Here is a 23500-nt window from a genome sequence, read left to right on the forward strand (position 1 = left end):
GGGCGGTGATTAGCAAATATATAAAAGAACCCGCCTGTACCAGTTAACTGTGTTTAGCCCATAAATATTAACAATGAACTCTTTACTGTCAACTAATGACTGATACCTCTTACACTGTCAACTAATGACTGATAACTCTTACACTGTTAACTGATAACTGATAACTGATAACTGATTCTAGGCTTTTTTTAAGAGTTCTGTCCGAATTGATCCGCCTTTCCATGACCAGTTCTCCCGTTCTTCGGTGGGGACAAAACAGGCCCACAGACTGCCCGGAGATACTTCGTAGAAATTTTGAATTTCTGCGATCGCCACATCTCCCCAGGGCGCTCTCACCTCAATTAGATCCCCCAAATGAAACACTTCACCCCCTTGATTTTGGGCTTCTTCGAGTTCAATCCAAGGTTTAGGCGGGGTCACATCGGGGCGACGGGGTTTACTAAACGAAGGTTTATCCCGATCAAACGAAGATTTATCCCGATCAAACGAAGATTTATCCCGATCAGATGGCGAATCGGTGGGACGGACTGACTTTTCGCTTCCAGCAGGTGTGAGTCGAATCTCCAGCGCTGGTTTCGGTCTAATAATTGCTGGGGTTTTCTCATCCATGAATAAACGGCTCCATCAAAATTGAATATCACAAATCCAGGTTCAGGTTCAGATTAATATTCTAATCCAACACACGGAATGAAAAAGCCCAATTGTTAAGAAATCGAGGATTTTTCCCTCCACCGATGCCCCCCAATTGTATATCAGGTCTATTTGAATCGACACCAAAACAAATTTGCCCTGATAAACGTGCTAGGTTAGTTTTAGGCAATAAGCTTGTTTATACCTTTTTTCCTCGCCTTGCTGTTCCCCGACCGTTCTATCTTTCGGAATCTGAGTTAATCGGGTTGTTTTTTGTAGCAAGCAGCAAAGATTCACCGTTTCAGGAGTCACCCCGTCATGAATCAAAAACCCCAGGATCTTCGTCGTAGTGCCGCCGAAAAATTTATTGAGTCTTTTGATCAAGAATTATTGCGTGCATTTCAAGAGTCGGAGGCAGTGACTCCTAACCCTCGGCCCGCACCGCCAGAACAAACTGTCTCTGTTCCCTCTCCCCCCAAAGTCCGCGAAGCCATTAGCCTATCGGATTTGGAGGCTGCGATCTCTGATATTGAACAATATCTACACGATCAAAACATTTCAACTTCAGACAACCCCCAAGAATAACTTTCCCTAAATAGCTTGGCGTTGGCGTTGGGCTTCATAGAGCATAAGGGCGACGGAAATCCCCACATTCAGAGATTCTACCCCTCGCTGTAATGGAATTTGAACCTGATGGTCTGCTAGGGCTTGAATATCGGGAGAAAGTCCAACCCCTTCATTCCCAAATACCAGCAGGGTCGGCCGGGTCAAATCCAATTGCCAATAGGACATCGAAGCCTGGGGGACTGTCGCTACAATTTGTAATCCCTGTTGCTGACAATGGCTGATATCCCTGGCTAAGTTAGGGCTAACGGTTTTATTTAAACCAAACCAAGCCCCCGCAGAAGCCCTTAATACTTTCGGGTGGTCTAAATCTACACTATCGGCACTCAACCATAACCCCTCTACCCCCGTGGCTGCTGCTGTCCGAATAATAGTTCCTAAGTTACCCGGGTCTTGCAGGGTTTCTAAAGCAATCCCTAAACCCTCAAGGGTCTGGGGTTTAGAAGGAATTCGAGGTGCGAGGGCGATCACGCCATCGGGATGAACAGTTGTGGCCATCGCCTCCAATACTTCTGGACTCACCCATTCACATCGGGGGGTATCTTGGCTTAAACGTTCAAGGAGCGGTTGATGACGCCCTTGCCAGAAGGAGGTATAACACACCGTGGTGAGGGGATAGCCTACCTCACAGGCGGCTTCTACTAAGTGGGTTCCTTCGAGTAAAAATAACTGGTGTTCTTTGCGTCCCTTGGCTTGATGCAGCTTGCGAATTTGCTTCACCAATGGATTTTGCAGACTCGTTAACATAAGACCTGATGGCTAAACAACAACAGGGGCGCGAAAATCACACCCCTAACCGTTCAATGCGGAACCCGGGACTTGAACCCGGAAGTCTTTGCAAACACTAGAACCTGAATCTAGCGCGTCTACCAATTCCGCCAGTTCCGCTTTTTTATTTAATTGCACAGTTATTAATCCTGTCATAGTTTTTGAAATTTGTCAATCCCCCAGAATCGACAAATTTCAGGCAACACTGGGGAAAAAGCCAAAAATTGTGCCTATTGCCGTTCATTTAGGGGATAATCAGGATCACCGAGTCCACCCACCCGGTCAGGGGGCCAAAACCGCACCGTTGCCCGACCAATAATATTTTCCCGGGGGACAAAACCCCAATAGTGGCTATCGTAACTATTATTGCGGTTATCTCCCAAAACTAAATACTGTCCTTCGGGAACAGTCCCCGGCCCCCAGTTATATTCGGGTCGTTCGGCAATATACTTTTCTGGGAGAGGTTGACCATTAATAAATACAGAGCCGTTTTTTACCTCCACCGTTTCACCAGGTAAACCAATAATTCGTTTGATGAAGGCGTCCTTATATTGTTTTTTTAGTTCATCTGTGGGGTTAAAGACCACGACATCACCCCGATGGGGGTTAACCAACTTATAGCCGACCTTATCAATAATTAATCGATCATTAATTTCTAAAGTCGGTAACATTGAACCAGAGGGAATATAACGAGCTTCTGCAACGAATGTCCGAATCCCTAGGGCTAAAAAGATACTCAAACTAACGGTCTTCAGGATTTCTACCCAGGGGTTTTCTTCCGGTTGAGGGGAAGATTTAACGGGATCTGGTTCTTGATTGGGTAGGCTACTCATAAGCGGTGGTCACAGGACAAAAAACTATATTTATTATATCAAATTTGTCTACAATTGGGCGGTGATAGTTGCCTCCGGCGACAAATTCGTGGTTAAATAGTTTTATAGCAGATTAGATCAAGGTAATTATGTCTGACTTTTATAGTGTATTGATTAATCAAGCTCGGATTTTGTTGCCAAATGGTGATTTTTTACTCGGAGATGTTGCTATTGTTGATGGGAAAATCCTTGAGATAGCTCCAGAAATTGATCATCATATACTAGGGGAAGATGATTGGGAAATTATTGATGCAGAAGGGTTGACTTTATTGCCCGGTGTGATTGATCCCCAGGTACATTTTAGAGAACCGGGTTTAGAATATAAAGAAGATTTATATACGGCCAGTTGTGCCTGTGCCAAAGGGGGAGTGACTTCGTTTTTAGAAATGCCCAATACTCGCCCCTTAACTACAACTCAAGCCCTCTTAGATGATAAATTAAGACGGGCTGCGGAAAAATGTATTGTTAATTATGGTTTTTTTATTGGGGCGACGGCGGAGAATTTACCAGATTTATTAGAAGCTAATCCCACCCCTGGAATTAAGATATTTATGGGGTCGATGCACGGAGATTTATTAATTGATCAAGAAGAAATATTAGAGAGTATTTTTGCAAAAGGCGATCGCTTAATTGCAGTTCACGCGGAAAACCAAGCTCGAATTAATCAACGCCGTCAGGAATTTGCTGGAATCACAGATCCGGCAATTCATTCTACAATTCAAGATAATCAAGCGGCATTAGAAGCCACTCAACTCGCCTTAAAACTTGCTAAAAAATATCAACGACGGTTACATATTCTGCATCTATCAACGGGGGAAGAAGCGGAATTATTACGTCAGGAAAAACCAGAATGGGTAACAGCAGAAGTCACGCCTCAGCATTTGTTATTAAATATAACAGATTATGCTAAAATTGGCACATTAGCCCAGATGAATCCCCCCTTGCGATCGCCCCAAGATAATCAAATATTATGGCAAGCGTTATTAGATGGAGTGATTGATTTTATTGCTACCGATCACGCCCCCCATACCTTAGAAGAAAAGGCAAAAGGCTATCCAAATACGCCATCGGGAATGCCCGGAGTTGAGACTTCTTTACCCGTAATGTTAACACAAGCGATCGCAGGAAAATGCACTGTTCAACAGGTATCAAATTGGATGTCTACCGCCGTGGCAAAAGCCTATAAAATCCCCAATAAAGGGAAAATAGAAGTGGGTTATGATGCGGATTTAGTGTTAGTAGATTTAGAGAATTATTATCCAGTTTTGCGGGAAGAAGTGTTAAGTAAATGTGGTTGGAGTCCCTTTGAAGGTTGGGAGTTAACCGGATGGCCAGAATATACGATTGTTGGCGGAAAAGTCGTTTATGGAAATGGAAAAGTTAATCCAGAAGTTCGAGGTCAGGCGTTAAGGTTTGATGGGTAACTTGGGGAATATAAGAAATTCTAATCTGAATAGCTTAATCCCCCTTTTATTTAGGGAATTTGAGGGAAGTGACAGCCTGGCAACCGATAAATCAAGGTTGTCCCTTCCCGCTAGAAAAAAGGGTAAATATTAATATCTGGGCAAAGTAAACCCTTCCGCCGCCGCCCGATATTCCTCAACATCCTCATTAAAATCAATCGGTAAAACAGCAACAACATTTTCATGGGGACGGGGAATAATCACCCAAGTTTCTAATGCCGCACCATAGGCTTTATCAACGGCTGCAATTCCGGCATCCATCGCGGTTTTAACTTCGGAAACATCCCCTCGAATCATAATCGTAAACCGTGCACTTCCTGCCCGAATATAGCCCACCAAAGTCACCCGACCCGCTTTAACCATTGCATCGGCGGCGGCTAAAACCCCCGGAAATCCCTTCGTTTCTAAAGCTCCAACTGCTTGTTCTGCCATTAAATTTCTCCCAAATTAACTAGACTTTAAAAGTGTTGCAATTGAATATTTTTCGCAAAATAGAAATTATATTAAGTGCGAAAACGTTCACTCAATTCTGTGTAACCAATAGACATAACATCTACAATGTTCTCAGGGGGGTTGGGAACAACATAGTAAGTAATTAGTGAACAGCCAAACGTCTTTTCGGCTGCTTCAACACCAGCTTTTACAGCAGGAACCACCTCCGATGTTGGGCCACGAACTGCCACTATAAATTCACCCCGTTCTGCTAAATCATAGTAAACAAGGGTAACTCGCGCAGCTTTGACCATCGCATCTGCTGCGGCTAAAACCCCTGGAAAACCCAGGACTTGTATGACACCCACTGCCTCTGGCATTGAAGTCTCCTAGTAAAAACGGAACCGATCAATATCATTGTACGACTCAATGACACTTTCAAGACCCTCTGACTGTTTTATTTCCTAGAAGATCCTGCTAAATGGGAGATTGCGTAAGTCCTGATAAAGAAAGATTAATTGAAACTTTGAAAGTTCTCAAAAACTGAAATAATATTCCTGTTGTCTATTGTCTGCATTGCTATTCCTGAACCCAAATCGAAACCGAACCCGCAATACAAGAAAATTCACCCCAACCCTGATCATTGGTTTCAATGGGTTCTTGTATATTCCCCGTGAGATCATAGAATTTAGTATTAGGTTTCCCGACTTCCATCGGTTTAATTCCTTCTGGGCCATCACTTAAAATTACCGCCATGGCTTTCGGATGTTCTTCGTCTCCTAGACAAGTCCAACCAATAATATCCGGGTGATCAAAATAGTCATATTGGGGGCCGTAAGCGAAATTTTTACGCGCATAAAGACACTGATCAATAAACTGTTTACAGGAAGGTAAAACAACTTTATGTGTATTCCCATCCCGTCCTTTATCTTCATATTCTGCCCCGTAATAATCGCCATGAAAAATACAAGGATAACCCTGTTGACGTAATAATATTATAGCATAAGCTATGGGTTTAAACCAAGGTTCTACCACGGATTCTAAGGCTTGTAACGGTTGAGAATCGTGATTTTCCACAAAAGTAACGGCATTCATGGCCCGGTCTTTGACTAATGTTCCATCCAGAATCGTCCGCATATCATGATATCCCCCGGCTTTACTGGCATAGTGAAAATTATAATGTAAGCTAACATCAAATACCGACATTCTGTCACCTACAGTGTCTAAATACCAATTCAAAACGCTACTATCAGGCGACCAATATTCCCCGACTGTAAAAAATTGCCGACCTGTATGTTTTTCTATTTCATCTAACCACTCAGGAAAAAACCAAGCCGAAATATGTTTAATCGCATCTAAGCGAAATCCATCCACACCCGTAGTATCAAGATACCATTTTGTCCAGTTGCTAATTTCCTTTCTGACTTCTTCGTTTTGGAAGTCTAAATCTGCTCCCATTAAATAGGCAAAATTGCCATTTTCTAGGGCGACATAATCATCAAAGGTTTTACCTTCAAATAAATAAACCGTTCCCGATTCTTTGCTAAATTCATCATAATCAACGGCATCAAAATGCCACCAATGCCACTCAAATGTAGAATATTTTCCTTTCCGACCCGGAAAGTTAAATAGAGTGTAAGCCTTAATATCTCGTAAATCTCCTTTAGGATTTTTTCGATTATTATTAGGGAAGGGCGTTGCTTTAGCAATTTCGCTTCCATCCGCCCCGATTTTATGATTTAATACCGTATCTGCATAGACTTCAATTTCTGATTTATGCAGGCTATTAATGGCATCTAAATATTGTTGACGAGTGCCATATTTAGTTCTAATTGATCCTTTTTGATTAAATTCTCCCAAGTCATAAATATCATAAACCCCATATCCCACATCCATCCCGCCCCCGGTTCCTTTATAAGCCGGAGGCAACCATAAGGCCGTAATTCCCGCATCTGCTAACTCCTGGGCGTTGTTTTTGAGTTGATTCCACAGACTTCCATCAGCAGGAAGATACCAGTGGAAATATTGCATCATCACACCATTGATTTTAACCATGTTCCCTGATTGATATAAAATAGTGAATATGGATTGAGTCTATCTTTGATACAATCTAATGTAAATGGGATAAAAGGGTATGATCGCACCTTTATTGAAAACATGAACATAGAAGACATCCAAGACAGCGTTCGGATTGGTATTGAAGTTACCGTCATCCTTAGAACAGGACATCAATTTTCTGGTGTTCTTACTGAGATAAGGGAGACAAGCATTATTTTACGTCAAGCCTCTGGGACAAAAATGCCTTTGTCTGCTGAAGCGATTGACTGTATTTTCCCAATACAGAGTACGGATTTATCTATTGAGATAACACCAATCTTACAAAGTGCGGGGACTACCGCTTCATTACCTACTCGTCTATCCACTTCTTCTAATTTACAAAACAATCTTGAGCAAAAAAACTCCTTACTACCTTTAAAAACAAATGAATCTCAGTTAGAAAGTCCCACAAACAATAACATTCCTAGATATGCCATTGAAGTTATTACTAAAATAGTAGAAATAGAGACTCGTTTTAGTACGGCAATTGCTCAAGTCAAACTGGAGCCTTTACCACCTGATTTTAGTACACCTATTGAAATTATTTCTTCACCATCTTTAGGAGAAAAGAACAGTATGCTCGCTGTATGGAATAAGGTAAAAGAGCAATATGATAATGCTATTAAGAATAAAGATTCTCAACTACTTAATCGACCAATTGAAAGTTGTGAACAACTCATCAAAAAGTATCCAAAATTAGGTTGTTCTCGATTCAATTTAGGTTGTATTTACTACCAACAGGGACAGAATCATAAAGCTGTTGAAGTATTTGAATTAGCCGCTTCTAAATCAAAAGACCCGCGTGTATTTTATAATTTAGCAATCATAGTTCTAAAATCTGAACCAGCTAAATCCTGTTATGCTTTACATGAATATTTTAAGATTTCTTCTCCATCAGAAAATATCGTAGCTTGGTATAAGTTTATTGATTTATCACTTAATTCGGGTGTAATTAATCAACTCACCAATCTTTTTGAACAAGCTATTGAAAATAATAGAGAAAATGACGGTCGTTTAATAATTGAGAGTGCTGTATTTGCACTGAAAAAGCATAATCAAAATAAAGAAGCAGAAGAATTGACGGCTTCTCTCATACAACACGATTCGGAACTTGCAATACTGTCACAAATGTTAAAGTCAATGCTGTCCAATCTTGGGCTAGAAGCAACAGAAGCATATCTTAAACAAGAACAAGAATTAAAACAAGCTCAAGAAAAAGCAAAACGTCAGGACAATCAAATTAAACAACAAAAAGAAGTTGATAATCTAATTGATTACGCTAAAAGTTTGGCAAAGCGACAACTATATAATCAAGCTATTGCTGAACTTCGTAAAGTTATTGAAAAATCTCCAGAAAATCAGATAGCCCAAAACCTTTTAACAGAATATCGTGAAGCAGACAAAGAACGGGGGCTACCCACAGGTTCCGGGGCTTATCCTCAAGCTAAACGTGCCGAGATTATAGATAAAGACTTAAAAAAAGCAGAAAAACTATATCGTCAAGCTATTAATGAGAATGACAATGCTGAAAATGCTGTTAAAGATTTAGCTGCACTTCTTACAAGACAAAATCGAGATCAAGAAGCAATAAAAATTCTTAAAGAATATCTTAATAAAGTTAGTAATAAGCAATCAATTTTAAATATGCTGGCTAATGTCTATCAACGAGCAGGTAAATACGAAGATGAAATAGATATTTTAAAACAAGTTTTAACTTTTACTAGCTATGATAAACGTTCTACAGTTCTCAAGCGAATTGCATCGTCTCAGTTTAGATTAGGTGAATATCAAAAAGCAAAAGAAACATTAGAGCAAGCTGTAAAACAAAATCCCAGAGACGAGACTGTACTTAATCTACTCGAAGCATTGCGTGAGGGAGAGAAAACAGGCGTTTATACAAAATTAGATGCTTTATTCTTAACACAAGAAGGCATGGGTGATATTCAAACTACTTTAAGTAGTTTTCTAGCATTTCATGTTCACCAATGTGATTATTCAGGAATAGAAGCTTCAAAAATAACATCTAAACAATTCAATGAAAAAGATGTAGAGAAACTACAACAAAGAGCAGGTGAAATGCTTGGTACACAACGCCCCAGAGAACGAGCCAGTTATTACCTCTCAGCAGCTAAAATTTTAATAGACTTGGGTTCTAAAGCAGAAGAATTACTCCCCAGAAAATACCTGAGAAATTTTTGTGCCGCAATGGGTGATGCCTGTATAACAGAGCAAAAACATAGAGACGTAGCACGGAGCTACTATGCGGAAGCTTTTTTGATTGCACCTGATTGGGTAAAACAGTTGGACATTAAGCTATCACAATACATTATGCTTTACTATTCTCAAACCGAAGAATTACTTAAAACAGAAATTCCATCTGTAGAATCTTGCTTAGAACAAGCTTTAAAAATTACAAACAAAGACTTAGGAACTTCTGTTATTGAAGGATTACTTTATCTTTCCTGGCTTAATCGTGAAGTGGGTCGTGTCCTTATTAATAAAATCAATCCCAATAAACGGTTACGGGAATTAGTACAAAATTTATGTTATCAGACTTGTGGTGAAAAAGGTGAACCAACAGGTGATGATTCTGTTTTCTTAGAACTATGGGAGCGAGGACGTGAACTTATTCGCCGTCGTAATCAAGAGGTTTTGGATGAGTTTGCATTCCTAAACTCAATAGTAATTAGTTTAGATTCTGTAAGAGAACAAATTGAGAAGGTTCAATTATTGGGACAAAAAGTACGAGGGACATTAGACAAACAACGTCTCAATATAATCCAAGAAATATTAAATTCTATGTATGATTATAGTCAGCAGCAATCCTATATGGAGCGTGAATATTTTAAAGCAATAATACAAAATCGAGTTTCAGAAGTTCTTGAAGATATAGAAAAAAATCCTACTAAATATTCATGGGAGTTATTTCGTCCTTATCTGTTAGATTTGTCTAGCACAATTAAAAATCATTTTGATGGAATTCAAAAAGTATCTGAACCCGAGCAATTAATCACTGAACTTTCAATTGATTCTTATACGCCTGATGAGAATTCAAATATCGAGTGTCAAATTACGATTACCAATGAAAATGGAAAGAGTCCAGCAAGTTCTATAAAAATTTGTGTGCAGCCATCCCCAAATAATGAATATATTGTTCAAGTCAAACATATTGATGTTAGTGAAGCATTATATGGAGGTAAATCTGTAACTTGTCTAATTCCCGTAACTGTTACTGAAATAGCGAAAGAATCACAGGTATTTACATTGTACTATGGGCTATCCTTTATCACTCGTAGAGATGAAAAGAAAACAAGCGAAGATACCCAGTCTATTAAGCTTTATTCAAACACAGAATTTAAAGAAATAAAAAATCCTTATGCTACTTATGCACAAGGTAGTACAGTAGAAAATAAAAATATGTTTTATGGACGCGATCAGTTAATTAATGTTTTACTATCATCTATTCGTAATGCTTCTTCTGCAAAAAGTTTGGTAATATACGGACAAAAACGAGCGGGTAAATCATCTGTACTTTACCATTTGAAACAACAACTAGAATTACCTATTATTCCTGTTTCTTTTAGCATAGGCGATATTATAGATGATTTTTCGGTAGGAACTTTTTTATATCGAATTATTCAATGTATTGAAGATACTTTTGAAGACTTAAATGACGAAGGCTATCCAGCTATTGAAGTTAAACGCCCTACATTAGAAGAACTTCAACAAAATTCTCAACTTCAATTTCAGGATTACATGACTAACCTATGCCGAAGTTTAAAGAAAGTAGAGGAATATAAAGAAGCTACAATTATGCTTTTAATTGATGAATTTTCCTATATTTATGGTGAAATTATGCGAGGCCGTATTCGAGATACATTTATGAAATCTTGGAAAGCTTTACTAGAAAAACGCCACTTTGGGGCAGTTTTAGTAGGGCAAGATACAATGCCTCAGTTTATTGCTCATTTCCCTAATGAGTTTCAAGTAGCAGAAAGTCAGCGTATTTCCTATTTAGCAGATGATGATGCTCGTTGTTTAATTATTAATCCTATTCTAATTCCTGATACGAAAGAAAGTCGCTATAAAGGAGATGCTGTTAATTTATTGCTCAGATTAACAGCAGGAAGCCCTTATTACATTCAGATATTTTGCAACCGATTAGTTGAATATATGAATCGGAAAAAGGCTATTTATGTAACTGATGCAGATATTGAAACCATAAAAGAAGATTTAATTAGTGGACATAATTCTCTTGATGATTCTGTTTTTGATAATTTAATTAGTGCAGGTGATAGTAGTATTGATGATATAGGCAAAGAAGATGCGTTAGCTGTTTTACGAGATATTGCGAATGGGGCGCGAATTCAGTCCCACTGCGATCGCTCTGCTATTAATTGCCATACTTCACAACCTATAGATAAAATTTTAGATAATTTTGTTGGAAGAGAAGTTATAGAAAAACAAGGGACGTCTCTCTATCGAATAAAAGTTGGTTTGTTCAAAGAATGGTTACTAGCACATCAATAAATAAGGAGATTAAAGACAATGCAAGATAATTTTTGTAATCCCTTTGCCAATAACGGTAATATTGTTTATGGGGATGATTTTATAGGTCGTCAAGATCAAATAAGAACTATTCAACAACGAGTTATTAATTCCTCACAAGCAGGTTGTTTAGCTATTGTCGGTGCGCCTAGAATTGGTAAATCAAGTCTAGCTTATCATGCTTTAATTTATCCTCAGAAAAAATTGAATGAACAAAGAATATTAAGTTTTAGAATTAACCTTCCAGATGTTAAAAACCATCAAGAGTTATTCCGAGAATTGGTAAAACAAACATTAGAAACTTTAGATGATGCTGATTCTGAAGATGAATCTCTCTTTATTAAAGGAAAATCATTACTTGAGAAAAATCTTCAGTGGCTAGACCTTCAATTTGAAGTGCGTCGTTTTTTTAAAACGGTTAAACGTTCTAAATGGCGTGTCGTTGCGGTGATCGATGAATTTGATGAAGCACGCCATATTTTTAAGGATGGTGTGGGATTTCAAGCATTAAGAGAATTAGCCTATCAACCTGAGTGGAGTATCTGTTTAGTTACAGTTTCAAGACGTTCTTTATCTGAAATTGCTAACCAAGCTGATTCTGATATCTCTAATCTTCCTGGTATTTTTAAAGATGAAACTCTCCGATGTTTTAATCAAGAAGAACTCCGAGACTTATTGAATAAATTGCAAAAAATCGGTTTTGATGTTACTGATGAGTCTTTTAAATTTATCTGGGATAATACAGGAGGGCATCCACACTTGGCTTCAGCTTTAGCATTTGAATTAGCTAACTCATGGTTAAATAGTCACCAGTATAATTTAGAGCAAACTCTGCAAGAATCTACATCTGAATTTTTAAAATATTATGATAATTTAATAGATATTCTTAAAGAAGATGGTTCTCTTGATAAATTGCTTCAAATTTTGTTTGGCCCTTTAATTACAGTTACTAAATTTGATGTAGAAAAATTTATGAGGTATGGATTGATAGAACCTAATAGTGATGGATATTACAAAGTTTTTTCCTCTCATTTTGAGGATTATCTACGATTAGTAGGACGTTCAATAGATTTATGGCCACTTTGGCGAGATACAGAAAAAAAATTGCGATTACTAATTACTCAAATTATGGAAAATCAGTATAGGGAAGATTGGGTTTCTCAATTGGAAAAGGATCACCCTAAATTAAAAAAGATGATTGATCAATGTCGATTGGCTCAAGAAAAAGAAAAGAAATCATTTGGAGGACGAGCCTCAACTAACATACTAGACTTTACTTATCCAATGAATCTATATGATATTATCACGGCAAACTGGAATTTATTTGAACCAATTCTTAAACAAGATAAAAAGTATTGGTCGGATCGCTTTGGACTTCTTGCTAAACTTCGTAATCCGATGGCTCACATACGAGATGAAGTCATACAAGAGCATGAACGGCAAATGGCTGAGGGATATTGTCAAGAAATACTTTATAATTTGGAAGCATATCAAAAAAGAGAAAGCTAGATGATTAGAGGACTAGAACTTAGTTGAGACTTAAAACAATTGCTAGAGCGTCACTGATCTCTTGTATAATTTGATCGCTGCATAGTCCTGATACTTATAGAAATCTTGATCGCCTGAATCAACAAACTGAGTCAAATCACTGCCTTCTACATAGTAAGAACGCATTATTTCAGCCGCATTAATTAAGCTGAGTTTTTCAGGTTTCTCCATTTCTTCACGCACTAACCGCAACGCAAATTCAATAATCTCTAGGCGTTCCCGATTCGGCATTTGCTTAATGGCTTCGAGGATTTGAGGCTTGATCATAGTTTTTGATGTTGTTACTCCATTACAGCATTTACATTAATGGGGGAAGCGTTATAGGTTCAGAACTTACACACCCAACCCCCACAGTTTTTTCCACAACTGAATATGGAATGGATTTATTTTTCAGTTTTGGGTTTGTAAGTTGAAGTAACTTGGAGTTCCTTTAACTGTTTTTGATCAACACTTGAAGGGGCATTAGTTAATAGACAGCCCGCTTGTTGGGTCTTAGGAAATGCAATCACATCTCGAATAGATTCCTCTCCAGATAATAACATAGCCAATCGATCTAAACCGTAGGCAATACCGCCATGGGGAGGGGTTCCATATTCAAAGGCTTCTAATAAAAAGCCGAATTTGCTGTAGGCTTCCTCCAGGGTTAATCCAATAGTTGAAAATACCTGTTCTTGAATTTCTCGTTTATAAATTCTTAGACTACCACCGCCTATTTCATAGCCATTTAAAACTATATCGTAGGCCTGCGCCCGGGCTTGGGATAAATCATTAATATCCTCTGGATAGGGAGCCGTAAAGGGGTGATGTAGGGCTTCTAAACGTTTTTCTTCGTCATTCCATTCAAACATGGGAAACTCAACAATCCACAATAAATTAATTTTACTCGGATCAATTAGTTCTAATTCTTTCCCAATAAATAGACGTAAACGGTCTAAGGTTTTATTAACTGTGGCAATATCCCCCGCCCCAAATAATAGTAAATCTCCGGCTTTAGCATTGGTTCGGGTTAATATTTCCTGTTTTTGTTCGGCGGTTAGGTTATCTTTAATTGCGCCAATGGTATCAATACCATCCTCCCGTACTCGAATAAATGCTAACCCTTTAGCCCCCGCTTCACAGGCTTCTTTAAACAGATCGCCACCGGGTTTAATTCGCACATTAGAAATCGCATCATTTCCCCCCGGAATCGGTAAAATTTTAACAATTCCTCCCGATGCTACCGACCCTGAAAATACCTTAAATCCACAGTTTTTAACAATATCAGAAACATCCACTAACTCTAAACCAAAGCGAGTATCGGGTTTATCGCTACCATAACGATCTAGGGCTTCTTTATAGGTTAAACGGGGGAAAGGAAGGGGAATTTCTATACCTTTAACGGTTTTAAAAATATGAGCAACTAAGGCTTCATTTAACGCCAGAATTCCTTCCTGGGTCATAAAGCTCATTTCCATATCTAATTGGGTAAATTCCGGTTGGCGATCGGCGCGTAAATCCTCATCTCGGAAACATCTTGCTATTTGATAATATCGATCAAATCCTGATACCATTAATAATTGTTTGAACAGTTGGGGCGATTGGGGTAAAGCAAACCATTCCCCAGGATTAACTCGACTCGGAACTAAATAATCCCGCGCTCCTTCAGGAGTTGAACGGGTAAGAATTGGGGTTTCAACTTCGATAAAATGCTCTTGATCTTCTAAAAACCGCCGCATGGCTTTGACCACTTGATGACGCAATTGTAAATTGCGAGTCATGCGTTCTCGACGTAAATCTAAATAGCGATATTTGAGGCGTAAATCTTCCCGAACTGTTTCGGTTTCTGAGGCGGAAATTTGAAAGGGTAATTGTTTTCCCAGTCCATTCAGTAGTTCAATGTGATCGGCGTAAATTTCTATTTCTCCGGTGGCTAATTTGGGGTTGAGGGACTCGGGGGGACGTTGGGAGACTCGCCCGGTGATTTTAACTACATATTCATTTCGCAGACCTTCGGCGGCCTTGTAGGAGTCGGGGGTTCGTTCTGGGTCGCTGACAATTTGAACAATACCCGTGCGATCGCGTAAATCTAAAAATATTACACCCCCATGATCGCGACGCCTATCAACCCATCCGCAGAGGGTGAGAGTTTCGCCAAGATGGGTGGATCGGAGATTGCCGCAGTAGTGGGTTCGCATGACTCTTAATGAAAGTTAAACTAAGGTTTAAATTAGGGCAACTTATCAGTATAAGTCAATGAGACATCACTCGTCAGGGAATAGGGAACACCGGAACAGGGAACACCGGATCAGGGAACACCGGATCAGGGAATAGGGAATAGGGAATAGGGAATAGGGAATAGGGAATAGGGAATAGGGAATCAGTTTGGTGTAAGTTAAAATATCAACTGCCGAATTTGGGGTTGATGGGTAAACAAATTCTAAATAGACTTCCCTGACCGATTTGGGATTCCATTTGAATCATGCCTTTGTGGGCTTCTACAATTAGTGAAATTAGGTGTAATCCTAACCCACTACCGGAACGTTTATTATTGCCTTGACGGAATCGTTCAAAGATGAGAACTTGATCTTCGGGAGCTATACCAATTCCGCTATCTTCAACTTCCAAAACCATGACTTTTTGAGGTTGATTGCTAATATTAAGTTGCATTTCTGTTAGATACAGACGAATTTTGACACTCCCCCGATCGGTAAATTTAATCGCATTTCCGACTAAATTAGTGACAACCCGCCGAATTTCTAAGGGGTCGCCAATAATAACTGAAGTCTGGGTTAGACAATCCTGGGAAGGGGTAAATTCTAGGGATAATTCTTTATTTTGAATCAGGGGGCTGAGTTCTGCAATTACTTCTTGGACTAATTGACCTATATCAAAATAGGAGAAGGTTAAGGTTTTTCGACCCGCTTCATACCGATAAACCTCCAGTAAGGTATTAACCATTTGCAGAAGGTTTTGGTTACTTTTAATCATGGATGCGATCGCTTCTCCCATCGTAGAAGAAATTTCCCCTAGGGCACCTTGTTGGAATAAATGTAACATTCGATCGGCTGCTACCAAAGGCGTCCGCAGATCATGGGTCAGGCGGGAAACGAAGTCTTCCCGTTGTCGAGACATCGCTTTCTGTTGATCAATGCTATGTTTAAGTCTCAGGAGCGAGCGTACCCGGGCGAGTAATTCATCAACCTCAACGGGTTTGCGAATGAAGTCATCCGCCCCGGCATCTAATCCCTCAACCACACTAGAATGATCATGGGCAGTAATTAATAAAATGGGGATAAAGGGAAGATCGAGATTTTTGCGAATCCGTCGAGTGACTTCATAGCCATCAATTCCCGGCATCATTACATCTAATAATATTAAATCAGGAGGCTCGGTTTTAATCAAAGCTAAGGCAGAAATGCCATCGGGTTTACAGATAACTTCGTATCCTTCTTCGGCTAAAATAGCTTCCACTAAAAATAGGTTATCGGGGGAATCATCAACGGCTAAAATTCGATCAATGGATTTTGCAGGGGGGGTAATAGAACGGGGCATAATTTTGAAAATTTTTTCTGAAATAAACATGGTGATGAGGTTAATATCAGCCTTGAATTTGGGATTAATTTTAACAACAAATTGGCGAATAATAAAGAACTTTACAAAGCCAGGGTGGGAGCGTGAAAGCCCACTGGCTTCAGCCGTGGGATGAAACGCGACGCAGGCACTTTTAAGTGCCGTCATCTACCAATTAATTTGTACCCAGTTATTAGATATTTATGTTATCATATTTTCCATGATCAAAGTAACTCGGACGATTAAATTAAAATTCGCAAAACTCAACCGTTGTCAAGCTCAAATGTTTGAGCAAATGACGGAAGAAAACACGCAGATTGCTAATAAGCTGTTGTCATTGCCAATTAAAGAACGGCGAAAAATGACAACAGCTAAAATCATGTCCGAGTTAAAATCTGCTCTGGTCAATCAAGTTATTCGACATACCACATCCCCAACGGGTCGTAAAACCAAGCAATATAAAGTTCTTCCTGTAGAAGTTAACAATCAAAATTGGAAATTAACTCAAAAAGGGAGTACCTATTCAATTAGCTTCCCGACCCTCAAAGGTGAAAAAAGAATCCCCATTGAAGTAGCATCTCCTCATTGGCAACCCGTTTTAGATGGATTGTTAGAGGAAACAATTCAAGGGGGTTCTTTTAAATTGATTAAACATCGAAATAAGTGGTATGCCTATCTGTCAATTACAGAGGATGTTCCAGAAGTTGAGACAGAGAAAAGATTGGGATGTGACCGAGGGCAGAATAATTTAGCGGTAGTTGCACCAAAAGAAGGTTTCGGCAAGTTCTTTAATGGTCAAAGTGTTAAGCATCGAAGACGTTATTTTCAACAACGTAGAAAACAACTTCAAGAAGCTAAAAAGTTTCGAGCTTTAAAGAAATGGAACAAAAAAGAGCAACGATGGATGGAAGCTATTAACCATACAGTCAGTCGCCGAATTGTTCGTTTTGCCCAATACCATAACGCCGATATTGTTATAGAGGATTTGGAAGGATGTCGTAAAACCATGAAACAGAGCCAGAAATCTCGTTATGTCATGACTAAAATCAATATTGTTCTGGTAGAGGATCATGATTTAACCCGGGTGGGGTTGAGAACGGCGTTACAACAGGACAGTAATATCAAGATTGTTGGGGAGGCGGCTAATGGGAAAAAGGGTTTGGAAATTCTCAAACAAACCCAGCCCGATATTGCGATTATTGATATTGGTTTACCTGATATGGATGGTATTGAATTAACCCAAAAATTTAAGCAACATATTGCCAGCAGTGGGGCGCGGGAAACTAAAGTTCTGATCCTGACTATGCACGATAATGAGGATGCGGTTATGGGAGCTTTTGCGGCGGGTGCAGATTCCTATAGTGTTAAGGATGTGAGTCTTGATAAACTCAAGGATGCGATTCATACTACCTATGAAGGAAATGCTTGGATTGATCCTGTAATTGCTCGTACAGTTCTCAAACAAGTGAAGAATAAACAACCGGATATTACGACTCCGGGTGATCAGAAAACCGTGATGATTAATGCGGTAGAACCTGAGTATCAAGAATTTTTAAAATCTTGCCCTTTAACAGAAAGGGAATTAGAGGTTTTAGAATTAATTGTGGCTGGACGGAGTAATGCTGAAATTGCCGAAAAACTTTATATTACGGTAGGAACGGTTAAGACCCATGTTCGCAGTATTCTGAATAAGCTCTGTGCTGATGATCGTACTCAGGCTGCGGTTCGGGCTTTGCGTTCCGGTTGGATTGATTAGGGTTTTTTGGGGTTAATTTGACAGGACTTACGCATCACCGCTATCAATAGTAGGGGTAATTCATGAATTACCCCTACATCTAGTTTTGATTAAATAGTTGATTCAGATAAAATTTCTTCTTGTACAAAAAGCCGAACTCGAATTAAGCACTGTTCTAGTTTTTCGACTAACTCCATTGCTCCTTCTAAATTTTCTGCTTCGGCGAGATCTTCAAGTTCTTCAGCAATTTCTGGGATCATTAATATTGCTGCGGTTGCACTTGATCCTCTTAAAGCATGAGCTTGTTGTTTAATACTGATGAAATCCCGATTGATAATCCCTTGGCGCAAGCTCTGAACTCGGATTTCGGCTTGTTTGAGGAACAGGTACAGCAATTTTTGTTGAAGTGGGAAGTTTCCTTTGAGTAAACGATTTAGACGTTCTAAATTCACTGGAAGAACTGGAATGGTTAAGATATTCATAATTTATCTTTTAAACCCTGTAAAAATGATATTTTATTGCTTATAGGTTAACCGTCATAGGATATTTTGTCTATTATGTAGCAATTCCTGAATATATTTTAATATTTTATCAATAAAATGGGTTTACAACCCCTAAGTTCTACTTAGGCTTTATATTATGTCAGTTGAAAAAGGAATTCGCAGCAATTCGACAGGCTCACTGCGAATCAGGTAGGGCATACCCAAACTTACGCAAGGGCGTAAATCCCACCTCTGATTAAAGCACCCAAAGGTACTTTGATTAAGTGGTTTCGTTGCACCAAGAATTTCCACACCTTTAGGCACAGGGAGGGTCAAAAAACCATTTGTAGTTGATACCCCATCATCGTAACAGCTACAAATCCGGCAATAATCATTAATCCAGATGGCATAAATTTACGGGTTTTGAGTAAACGAGAAATAAAAGTAATTATCAGAAAAACCGATAGCACAATGGAAAATATTAATCCCCAGCTTACGCCTTGGATTTGGATAATACCACCCAAAATTAGCAAAATTCCAGTGGAACAACCCGCAAATAGAGATATTTTACTTTTGGCTTTAGTATAACCCACAATACCACCGATAAAAGCCAATAAACCGTAGGCGATCGCCGCAATTACTCCAAAATCCATCATAACCCATGCCCAAAAAACAATTACAAAGTTTGTTTATACAACTTCTAGGAATCTATTGATTAACAATTCTTCTAAATTGTATCAAAAATTAAAATTTGACGTTATAAAAGTTTATAGTATTATTGACTCAATCTTTGCTATGATGCAAAGTTAATCATTAATTACTATGTGTTACTTTTTAATCATATTTTATGTCTTCTCTGAATAGCCCTATTATTTCACAGGTTAGGTTTCTACAGCGTCAGGTTGCCACTTTACTACTATATCAAGATATTTTTGATCATGAAATTGGCCAAGCATTTCTATATCTTTTAGAAATATTTCATCATAGTGAATCGAGTATTTTAAATTATTTAAAAGCCTATGGAACTTGGTTTCAAGTCCAAGCCAAATATCAACAAAATTGGCAAGAACATCTAATCACTCAAATTTTAAGGGCGGATAATCCCTTTACCCAACAGGCCCAACAAACCACTTTTGATCAATTACCTCCGGTATTAATTGAAGCGGCAAAACAAGATTTAAAAATCCTCCAAAGTCTCTATCAATATAATGGGGGAAAAATCAGCCATTGGTTAAGAACCGTCGCCCAGTTATCGGAAAACCCGATAATTTGGCAGTCGCAACCGCAACCGTTAGAAAAAATCCAAGAATCACCCTTACGCAATCAATTAAAAACCCTGGAAAATTGGTCGGAAGCAGTAGAAAATTTAGCGAATCATTATCATCAATTTGGAACGGGTTTATTTGCCCAAGCCTATGCTTTTCGTTGGCAAAATGGCAAGTTACTGACTATTAATCACCCAGATCCGGTGCATTTGAGCCAGTTAATTGGATATGAAAATCAACGGGATCTTTTATTGAAAAATACAGAAATATTATTAGCAGGATATCCGGCTTTAAATGTTCTATTATATGGCAGTCGGGGGTCGGGTAAATCCTCCTTAATTAAATCGTTATTACATGAATATAGCGATCGCGGTTTACGTTTAATTGAAGTGGCAAAATCCGATTTAAAAGACTTACCGTTAGTGGTGGAACAATTACGAGGGGGGCCGCAGAAATTTATTATTTTTGTCGATGATTTATCCTTTGAAGAAGATGACGATGCTTTTAAATCTTTGAAAGTCGTATTAGAAGGAAATTTAACCGCCCGTCCACAAAATGTAATTGTTTATGCTACTTCTAACCGTCGTCATTTAATTCGAGAATATTTTGAAGATCGACCTTCCCCGAAAGATCAAGATGAGGTTCATGTTTGGGATACGGTACAGGAAAAATTATCCTTTAGCGATCGCTTTGGTTTAACCTTAACCTTTCCACCTGCTGACCAGAATACCTATTTGAATATGGTACGACATTTAGCCAGTCAAGGGGGAATTAAAATCAGTCCCGAAGATTTGCAGTTTCGCGCCTTACAATGGGCGACTCGTCATAATGGACGTTCGGGACGAACTGCGCGGCAATTTGTTGACTTTTTGACGGCGGAATTGGCGGTTTTTGGAAAATAAATTGGAAAAAAACCGCAGATAGTGTAATCATAAACGTGGGAAAAATCTACGATAACGCGAAATCACCTCAGGAGGTTTTCACAATGTCAAGCGCGATTCAATTCAACTCTGCGGAAGCGTTTGCAGCGATCGCATTAATTGCGGTAGCTGCTGATGGTTATATTACTGGAAGTGAATCCCAAGCTATTACCACAACCTTCTCTCGAATGCAGCTTTTTAGTGATTATTCCGGGGAAAAAATGCGAGGAATGATTGATCAACTCCTAAATCAATTACAAGCACAAGGAGCGGATATATTATTAAAAGAGGCGGTGAAAAAATTGCCCCATGAACTCAGAGAAACTGCCTTTGCTGTGGTTACTGATATTACTTTAGCCGATGGAGTTATTACCGAAGAAGAAGAAGCCTTATTAGATAAGCTGTTTAATGTTTTAGAGATTTCTGAACCGATGGCTAATAACATTATTGATGTGATGTTAATCAAAAATAAAGGATAATAGAAGCTGATCACGGATTTAAGAGGATTTCACGGATTTCACGGATTTAATCTGTGTTAATCTGTGTTAATCTGCGTAATCCTTTTAAATCCGTGATCGGTAATAGACTAATAAGTACCTAAACAAAATTAATTACACATCCTCCACCCTGTTCCCTCCCCCCCTAGCCCCCCGTGCACGGGGGGTTTGGGGGGGCTGTTCCGATGTTCCCTCTCTCAACTAGGTAATTTATTTTGTGTAACTACTTAACTAATAACTGATGACTGATTTGGGATACATTTATAAGCGAATTATTCGTTTTCAAGATACGGATGCTGCGGGGGTGGTTTATTTTGCTAATATTTTAGCAATGGGTCATGAAGCCTATGAAGCATCTCTAAATCAGGTAGAAATTAACCTTAAAAGTTTTTTTGTTAATCCTGATTTTGCGATTCCAATTGTTCATGCGAGTGTTGATTTTCGGTTTCCCTTATTCTGTGGAGATCAAATTTTAATTGAATTAAATCCTGAAATAATTAATGAAAATTCTTTCAAAATTCAATATAAAATTAGATTAGATAACTCTGATCAATTAATTGCTGAAGCGATAACAAAACATATTTGTATTAATCCTAAAACTCGTCAACGCCAACCTTTACCTCACGCAATTATTCACTGGTTAGAAAAATACAAAGAGGGTTGGGTCTCTTAACCCCTACAGTAGAGACGTTGCAGGCAACGTCTCTACTGATTAATCAGTAATCTTTTATGGGTTTAAAGACTTCTGAGAATTAAAGAATTGGGGATATTTTTCTACAAAATAGCCATTGAGAAAAGCATTCACGGCGGATAAAATTACAGGGCCTAAAATAAAAGCTAATAAACCCTGTACTTGAAATCCAGGAATAAAAACCGAAGCTAACCAGAAACAAAAACCATTCACAATGAATGAAAAACCACCTAAACTTAAAATATTTAGGGGAATGGATAAGGTTGATAAAATCGGTTTAATAAAAGCATTGACTCCACCAATAGCCGCCGCCGCAATTAAAGCTGCTAAAAAGGTAGATAAATTTACCCCAGGTACAACTAAATCAACCACTAATAAACTTAGGGCTGTTGCTACCAACGTTAATAATGATGCGATCATAAATTTTGCCTCAGATTGTTTTAAAGGGTATCTTTGTTGATATCAGATGAATCCTCTTTTTTTTCATCAGGTTGGGACTGATTATTAGTAAAGGTTTCAGAAATTGACTTCCACAGATCGTTTAAACGCTGTTTAATTTCTTTTTCTTTTTGAGCGATCGCCGTTCCCGCTTCTCCTAATTTAGTTTCAAAATCTTTGCGTTTATGATCAATTTTTTCGGTATGAATTTCGGGTTCATCTTTGGCTTTTTCATACCAAGATTGTGCTTCTTCTAAATAATCTTTAACCTCCTCATAACGTTGTCCATAGCGTCCAACTAAGTTAGCATTCACGATCGCCAATTGAGCTTTAAGTTGGGCGTAACGTTTCTGCATTAAGGTAGATTCTTCGCTATTTTTAATGGTTGTAATCGCGGATTCAATCGCCGTTTTAACCTGATCTGATTTATTAGTTCCAACTTCTTGAATATCGCTTAAAGCCAAATTAATATTATTTTGTAACTCCTGTTCGTGTTGATCAATTCGAGCTTGAAGTTGTTTCACTTCCGCTTGAGTTTTAGCAATTGACTCCTGTTTTGCTTGACTAATACCATCAATTACTCCTTCAATAGAAGCAGTCACATTTTCTTGAACTTCCTCACCTTTTCCTTTGACGGTTTCTAAAACGGTTCCTACAACCTGTTTAACTAAATCTCGAATTTCTTGAGAACCTCCTTTAAATTCTGAACCAACTTCTGAGATGGAAGATTTAACAATTTCCCGAATTCGTTCAGCGCGTAATTTACCTTCAGATTGGGCTTTTTCTAAATCCGAGGCGAGTTTATTTTGAGTGGGTTCTGACATGGCTATATCCTCAATAATAGGCTCCATTTCCCCTCTATGATAAACAAATTTTTACGATTGTGTAAGTAAAGTTTTCTACACTCTGGATAATAGTCATTTGATGCTAACAGATCTTGA

The 23500-nt window shown here is 38.6% G+C and carries 21 protein-coding genes, 1 tRNA gene and 1 pseudogene; 9 read left to right on the plus strand and 14 right to left on the minus strand.

Features of this window, described 5'->3' with window-relative positions:
• Positions 1–177: 177 nt before the first annotated feature.
• Positions 178–609, minus strand: a complete 432-nt coding sequence (locus NMG86_RS06100) for a hypothetical protein (RefSeq protein WP_051319582.1) — start codon at positions 607–609, stop codon at positions 178–180.
• 339 nt (positions 610–948) lie between these two features.
• Between NMG86_RS06100 and NMG86_RS06105 the strand changes: the two genes are divergently transcribed.
• Complete coding sequence (locus tag NMG86_RS06105; RefSeq protein ID WP_026794358.1) at positions 949–1215, plus strand: hypothetical protein; 267 nt, start codon at positions 949–951, stop codon at positions 1213–1215.
• Between the two features lie 6 nt (positions 1216–1221).
• Here the strand turns inward: NMG86_RS06105 and NMG86_RS06110 are convergent, their stop codons facing one another.
• From NMG86_RS06110 to lepB, 3 genes are all read right to left on the minus strand, one after another.
• Entirely contained in the window at positions 1222–2001 is a 780-nt protein-coding gene (locus tag NMG86_RS06110) for a TrmH family RNA methyltransferase (protein ID WP_026797240.1), read from the minus strand.
• Positions 2002–2058: 57 nt separating this feature from the next.
• A tRNA-Leu gene (locus tag NMG86_RS06115) sits at positions 2059–2142 on the minus strand.
• Between the two features lie 110 nt (positions 2143–2252).
• Positions 2253–2855, minus strand: a complete 603-nt coding sequence (gene lepB / locus NMG86_RS06120; protein ID WP_026794356.1) for a signal peptidase I — start codon at positions 2853–2855, stop codon at positions 2253–2255.
• Positions 2856–2983: 128 nt separating this feature from the next.
• On the opposite strand from lepB, the gene NMG86_RS06125 reads away from it, so the two are divergent.
• Positions 2984–4318 (plus strand): dihydroorotase, encoded by a 1335-nt coding sequence (locus NMG86_RS06125; RefSeq protein WP_026797241.1) that lies wholly within the window; start codon positions 2984–2986, stop codon positions 4316–4318.
• Positions 4319–4447: 129 nt separating this feature from the next.
• Here the strand turns inward: NMG86_RS06125 and NMG86_RS06130 are convergent, their stop codons facing one another.
• The 3 genes from NMG86_RS06130 to NMG86_RS06140 form a co-directional block, all read right to left on the minus strand.
• Positions 4448–4789 (minus strand): carbon dioxide-concentrating mechanism protein CcmK, encoded by a 342-nt coding sequence (locus tag NMG86_RS06130; RefSeq protein WP_026789109.1) that lies wholly within the window; start codon positions 4787–4789, stop codon positions 4448–4450.
• A gap of 71 nt (positions 4790–4860) precedes the next feature.
• Positions 4861–5169: a BMC domain-containing protein gene (locus tag NMG86_RS06135; RefSeq protein ID WP_026789110.1), complete on the minus strand. Its 309-nt coding sequence runs from the start codon at positions 5167–5169 to the stop codon at positions 4861–4863.
• Positions 5170–5368: 199 nt separating this feature from the next.
• Positions 5369–6844, minus strand: a complete 1476-nt coding sequence (locus NMG86_RS06140) for an alpha-amylase (RefSeq protein ID WP_026797242.1) — start codon at positions 6842–6844, stop codon at positions 5369–5371.
• 45 nt (positions 6845–6889) lie between these two features.
• Between NMG86_RS06140 and NMG86_RS06145 the strand changes: the two genes are divergently transcribed.
• Both NMG86_RS06145 and NMG86_RS06150 read left to right on the plus strand, forming a co-directional pair.
• Positions 6890–11416, plus strand: a complete 4527-nt coding sequence (locus tag NMG86_RS06145; protein ID WP_148291974.1) for a tetratricopeptide repeat protein — start codon at positions 6890–6892, stop codon at positions 11414–11416.
• Between the two features lie 18 nt (positions 11417–11434).
• Positions 11435–12943, plus strand: coding sequence for an ATP-binding protein (locus NMG86_RS06150; protein ID WP_026797244.1), 1509 nt, complete (start codon positions 11435–11437; stop codon positions 12941–12943).
• A 42-nt stretch (positions 12944–12985) separates the two neighbouring features.
• On the opposite strand, the gene NMG86_RS06155 is transcribed toward NMG86_RS06150, so the two are convergent.
• From NMG86_RS06155 to NMG86_RS06165, 3 genes are all read right to left on the minus strand, one after another.
• Positions 12986–13249 (minus strand): hypothetical protein, encoded by a 264-nt coding sequence (locus tag NMG86_RS06155; RefSeq protein WP_043938814.1) that lies wholly within the window; start codon positions 13247–13249, stop codon positions 12986–12988.
• 116 nt (positions 13250–13365) lie between these two features.
• Entirely contained in the window at positions 13366–15156 is a 1791-nt protein-coding gene (gene aspS / locus NMG86_RS06160; protein WP_026797245.1) for an aspartate--tRNA ligase, read from the minus strand.
• Between the two features lie 205 nt (positions 15157–15361).
• Complete coding sequence (locus NMG86_RS06165) at positions 15362–16513, minus strand: sensor histidine kinase (protein ID WP_026797246.1); 1152 nt, start codon at positions 16511–16513, stop codon at positions 15362–15364.
• Between the two features lie 397 nt (positions 16514–16910).
• Between NMG86_RS06165 and NMG86_RS06170 the strand changes: the two are divergent.
• Both NMG86_RS06170 and NMG86_RS06175 read left to right on the plus strand, forming a co-directional pair.
• Positions 16911–17450: pseudogene (locus NMG86_RS06170) on the plus strand (transposase); the annotation flags it as partial.
• 117 nt (positions 17451–17567) lie between these two features.
• Positions 17568–18287: a response regulator gene (locus tag NMG86_RS06175; RefSeq protein WP_026797247.1), complete on the plus strand. Its 720-nt coding sequence runs from the start codon at positions 17568–17570 to the stop codon at positions 18285–18287.
• Between the two features lie 89 nt (positions 18288–18376).
• Here the strand turns inward: NMG86_RS06175 and NMG86_RS06180 are convergent, their stop codons facing one another.
• Positions 18377–18748, minus strand: a complete 372-nt coding sequence (locus NMG86_RS06180; RefSeq protein WP_026797248.1) for an Hpt domain-containing protein — start codon at positions 18746–18748, stop codon at positions 18377–18379.
• 332 nt (positions 18749–19080) lie between these two features.
• Positions 19081–19404 carry a TMEM14 family protein gene (locus NMG86_RS06185; RefSeq protein ID WP_306439072.1) on the minus strand — a complete coding sequence of 108 codons (324 nt, stop codon included), beginning with the start codon at positions 19402–19404 and terminating at the stop codon, positions 19081–19083.
• 191 nt (positions 19405–19595) lie between these two features.
• Between NMG86_RS06185 and NMG86_RS06190 the strand changes: the two genes are divergently transcribed.
• From NMG86_RS06190 to NMG86_RS06200, 3 genes are all read left to right on the plus strand, one after another.
• The gene (locus NMG86_RS06190) at positions 19596–20915 is read left to right on the plus strand and encodes an ATP-binding protein (RefSeq protein WP_026789117.1); all 1320 of its coding nucleotides are present in this window, start codon (positions 19596–19598) and stop codon (positions 20913–20915) included.
• A gap of 83 nt (positions 20916–20998) precedes the next feature.
• Positions 20999–21412 (plus strand): tellurite resistance TerB family protein, encoded by a 414-nt coding sequence (locus tag NMG86_RS06195; protein ID WP_026794349.1) that lies wholly within the window; start codon positions 20999–21001, stop codon positions 21410–21412.
• Between the two features lie 259 nt (positions 21413–21671).
• Complete coding sequence (locus NMG86_RS06200) at positions 21672–22103, plus strand: acyl-CoA thioesterase (RefSeq protein ID WP_330943140.1); 432 nt, start codon at positions 21672–21674, stop codon at positions 22101–22103.
• Positions 22104–22157: 54 nt separating this feature from the next.
• On the opposite strand, the gene NMG86_RS06205 is transcribed toward NMG86_RS06200, so the two are convergent.
• Positions 22158–22541: a phage holin family protein gene (locus NMG86_RS06205; RefSeq protein ID WP_026789120.1), complete on the minus strand. Its 384-nt coding sequence runs from the start codon at positions 22539–22541 to the stop codon at positions 22158–22160.
• Between the two features lie 20 nt (positions 22542–22561).
• Positions 22562–23383 (minus strand): hypothetical protein, encoded by an 822-nt coding sequence (locus tag NMG86_RS06210; protein WP_026797250.1) that lies wholly within the window; start codon positions 23381–23383, stop codon positions 22562–22564.
• Between the last annotated feature and the right edge of the window lie 117 nt (positions 23384–23500).

Source organism: Planktothrix rubescens CCAP 1459/22 (assembly GCA_904830895.1).
GTDB lineage: Bacteria > Cyanobacteriota > Cyanobacteriia > Cyanobacteriales > Microcoleaceae > Planktothrix > Planktothrix agardhii.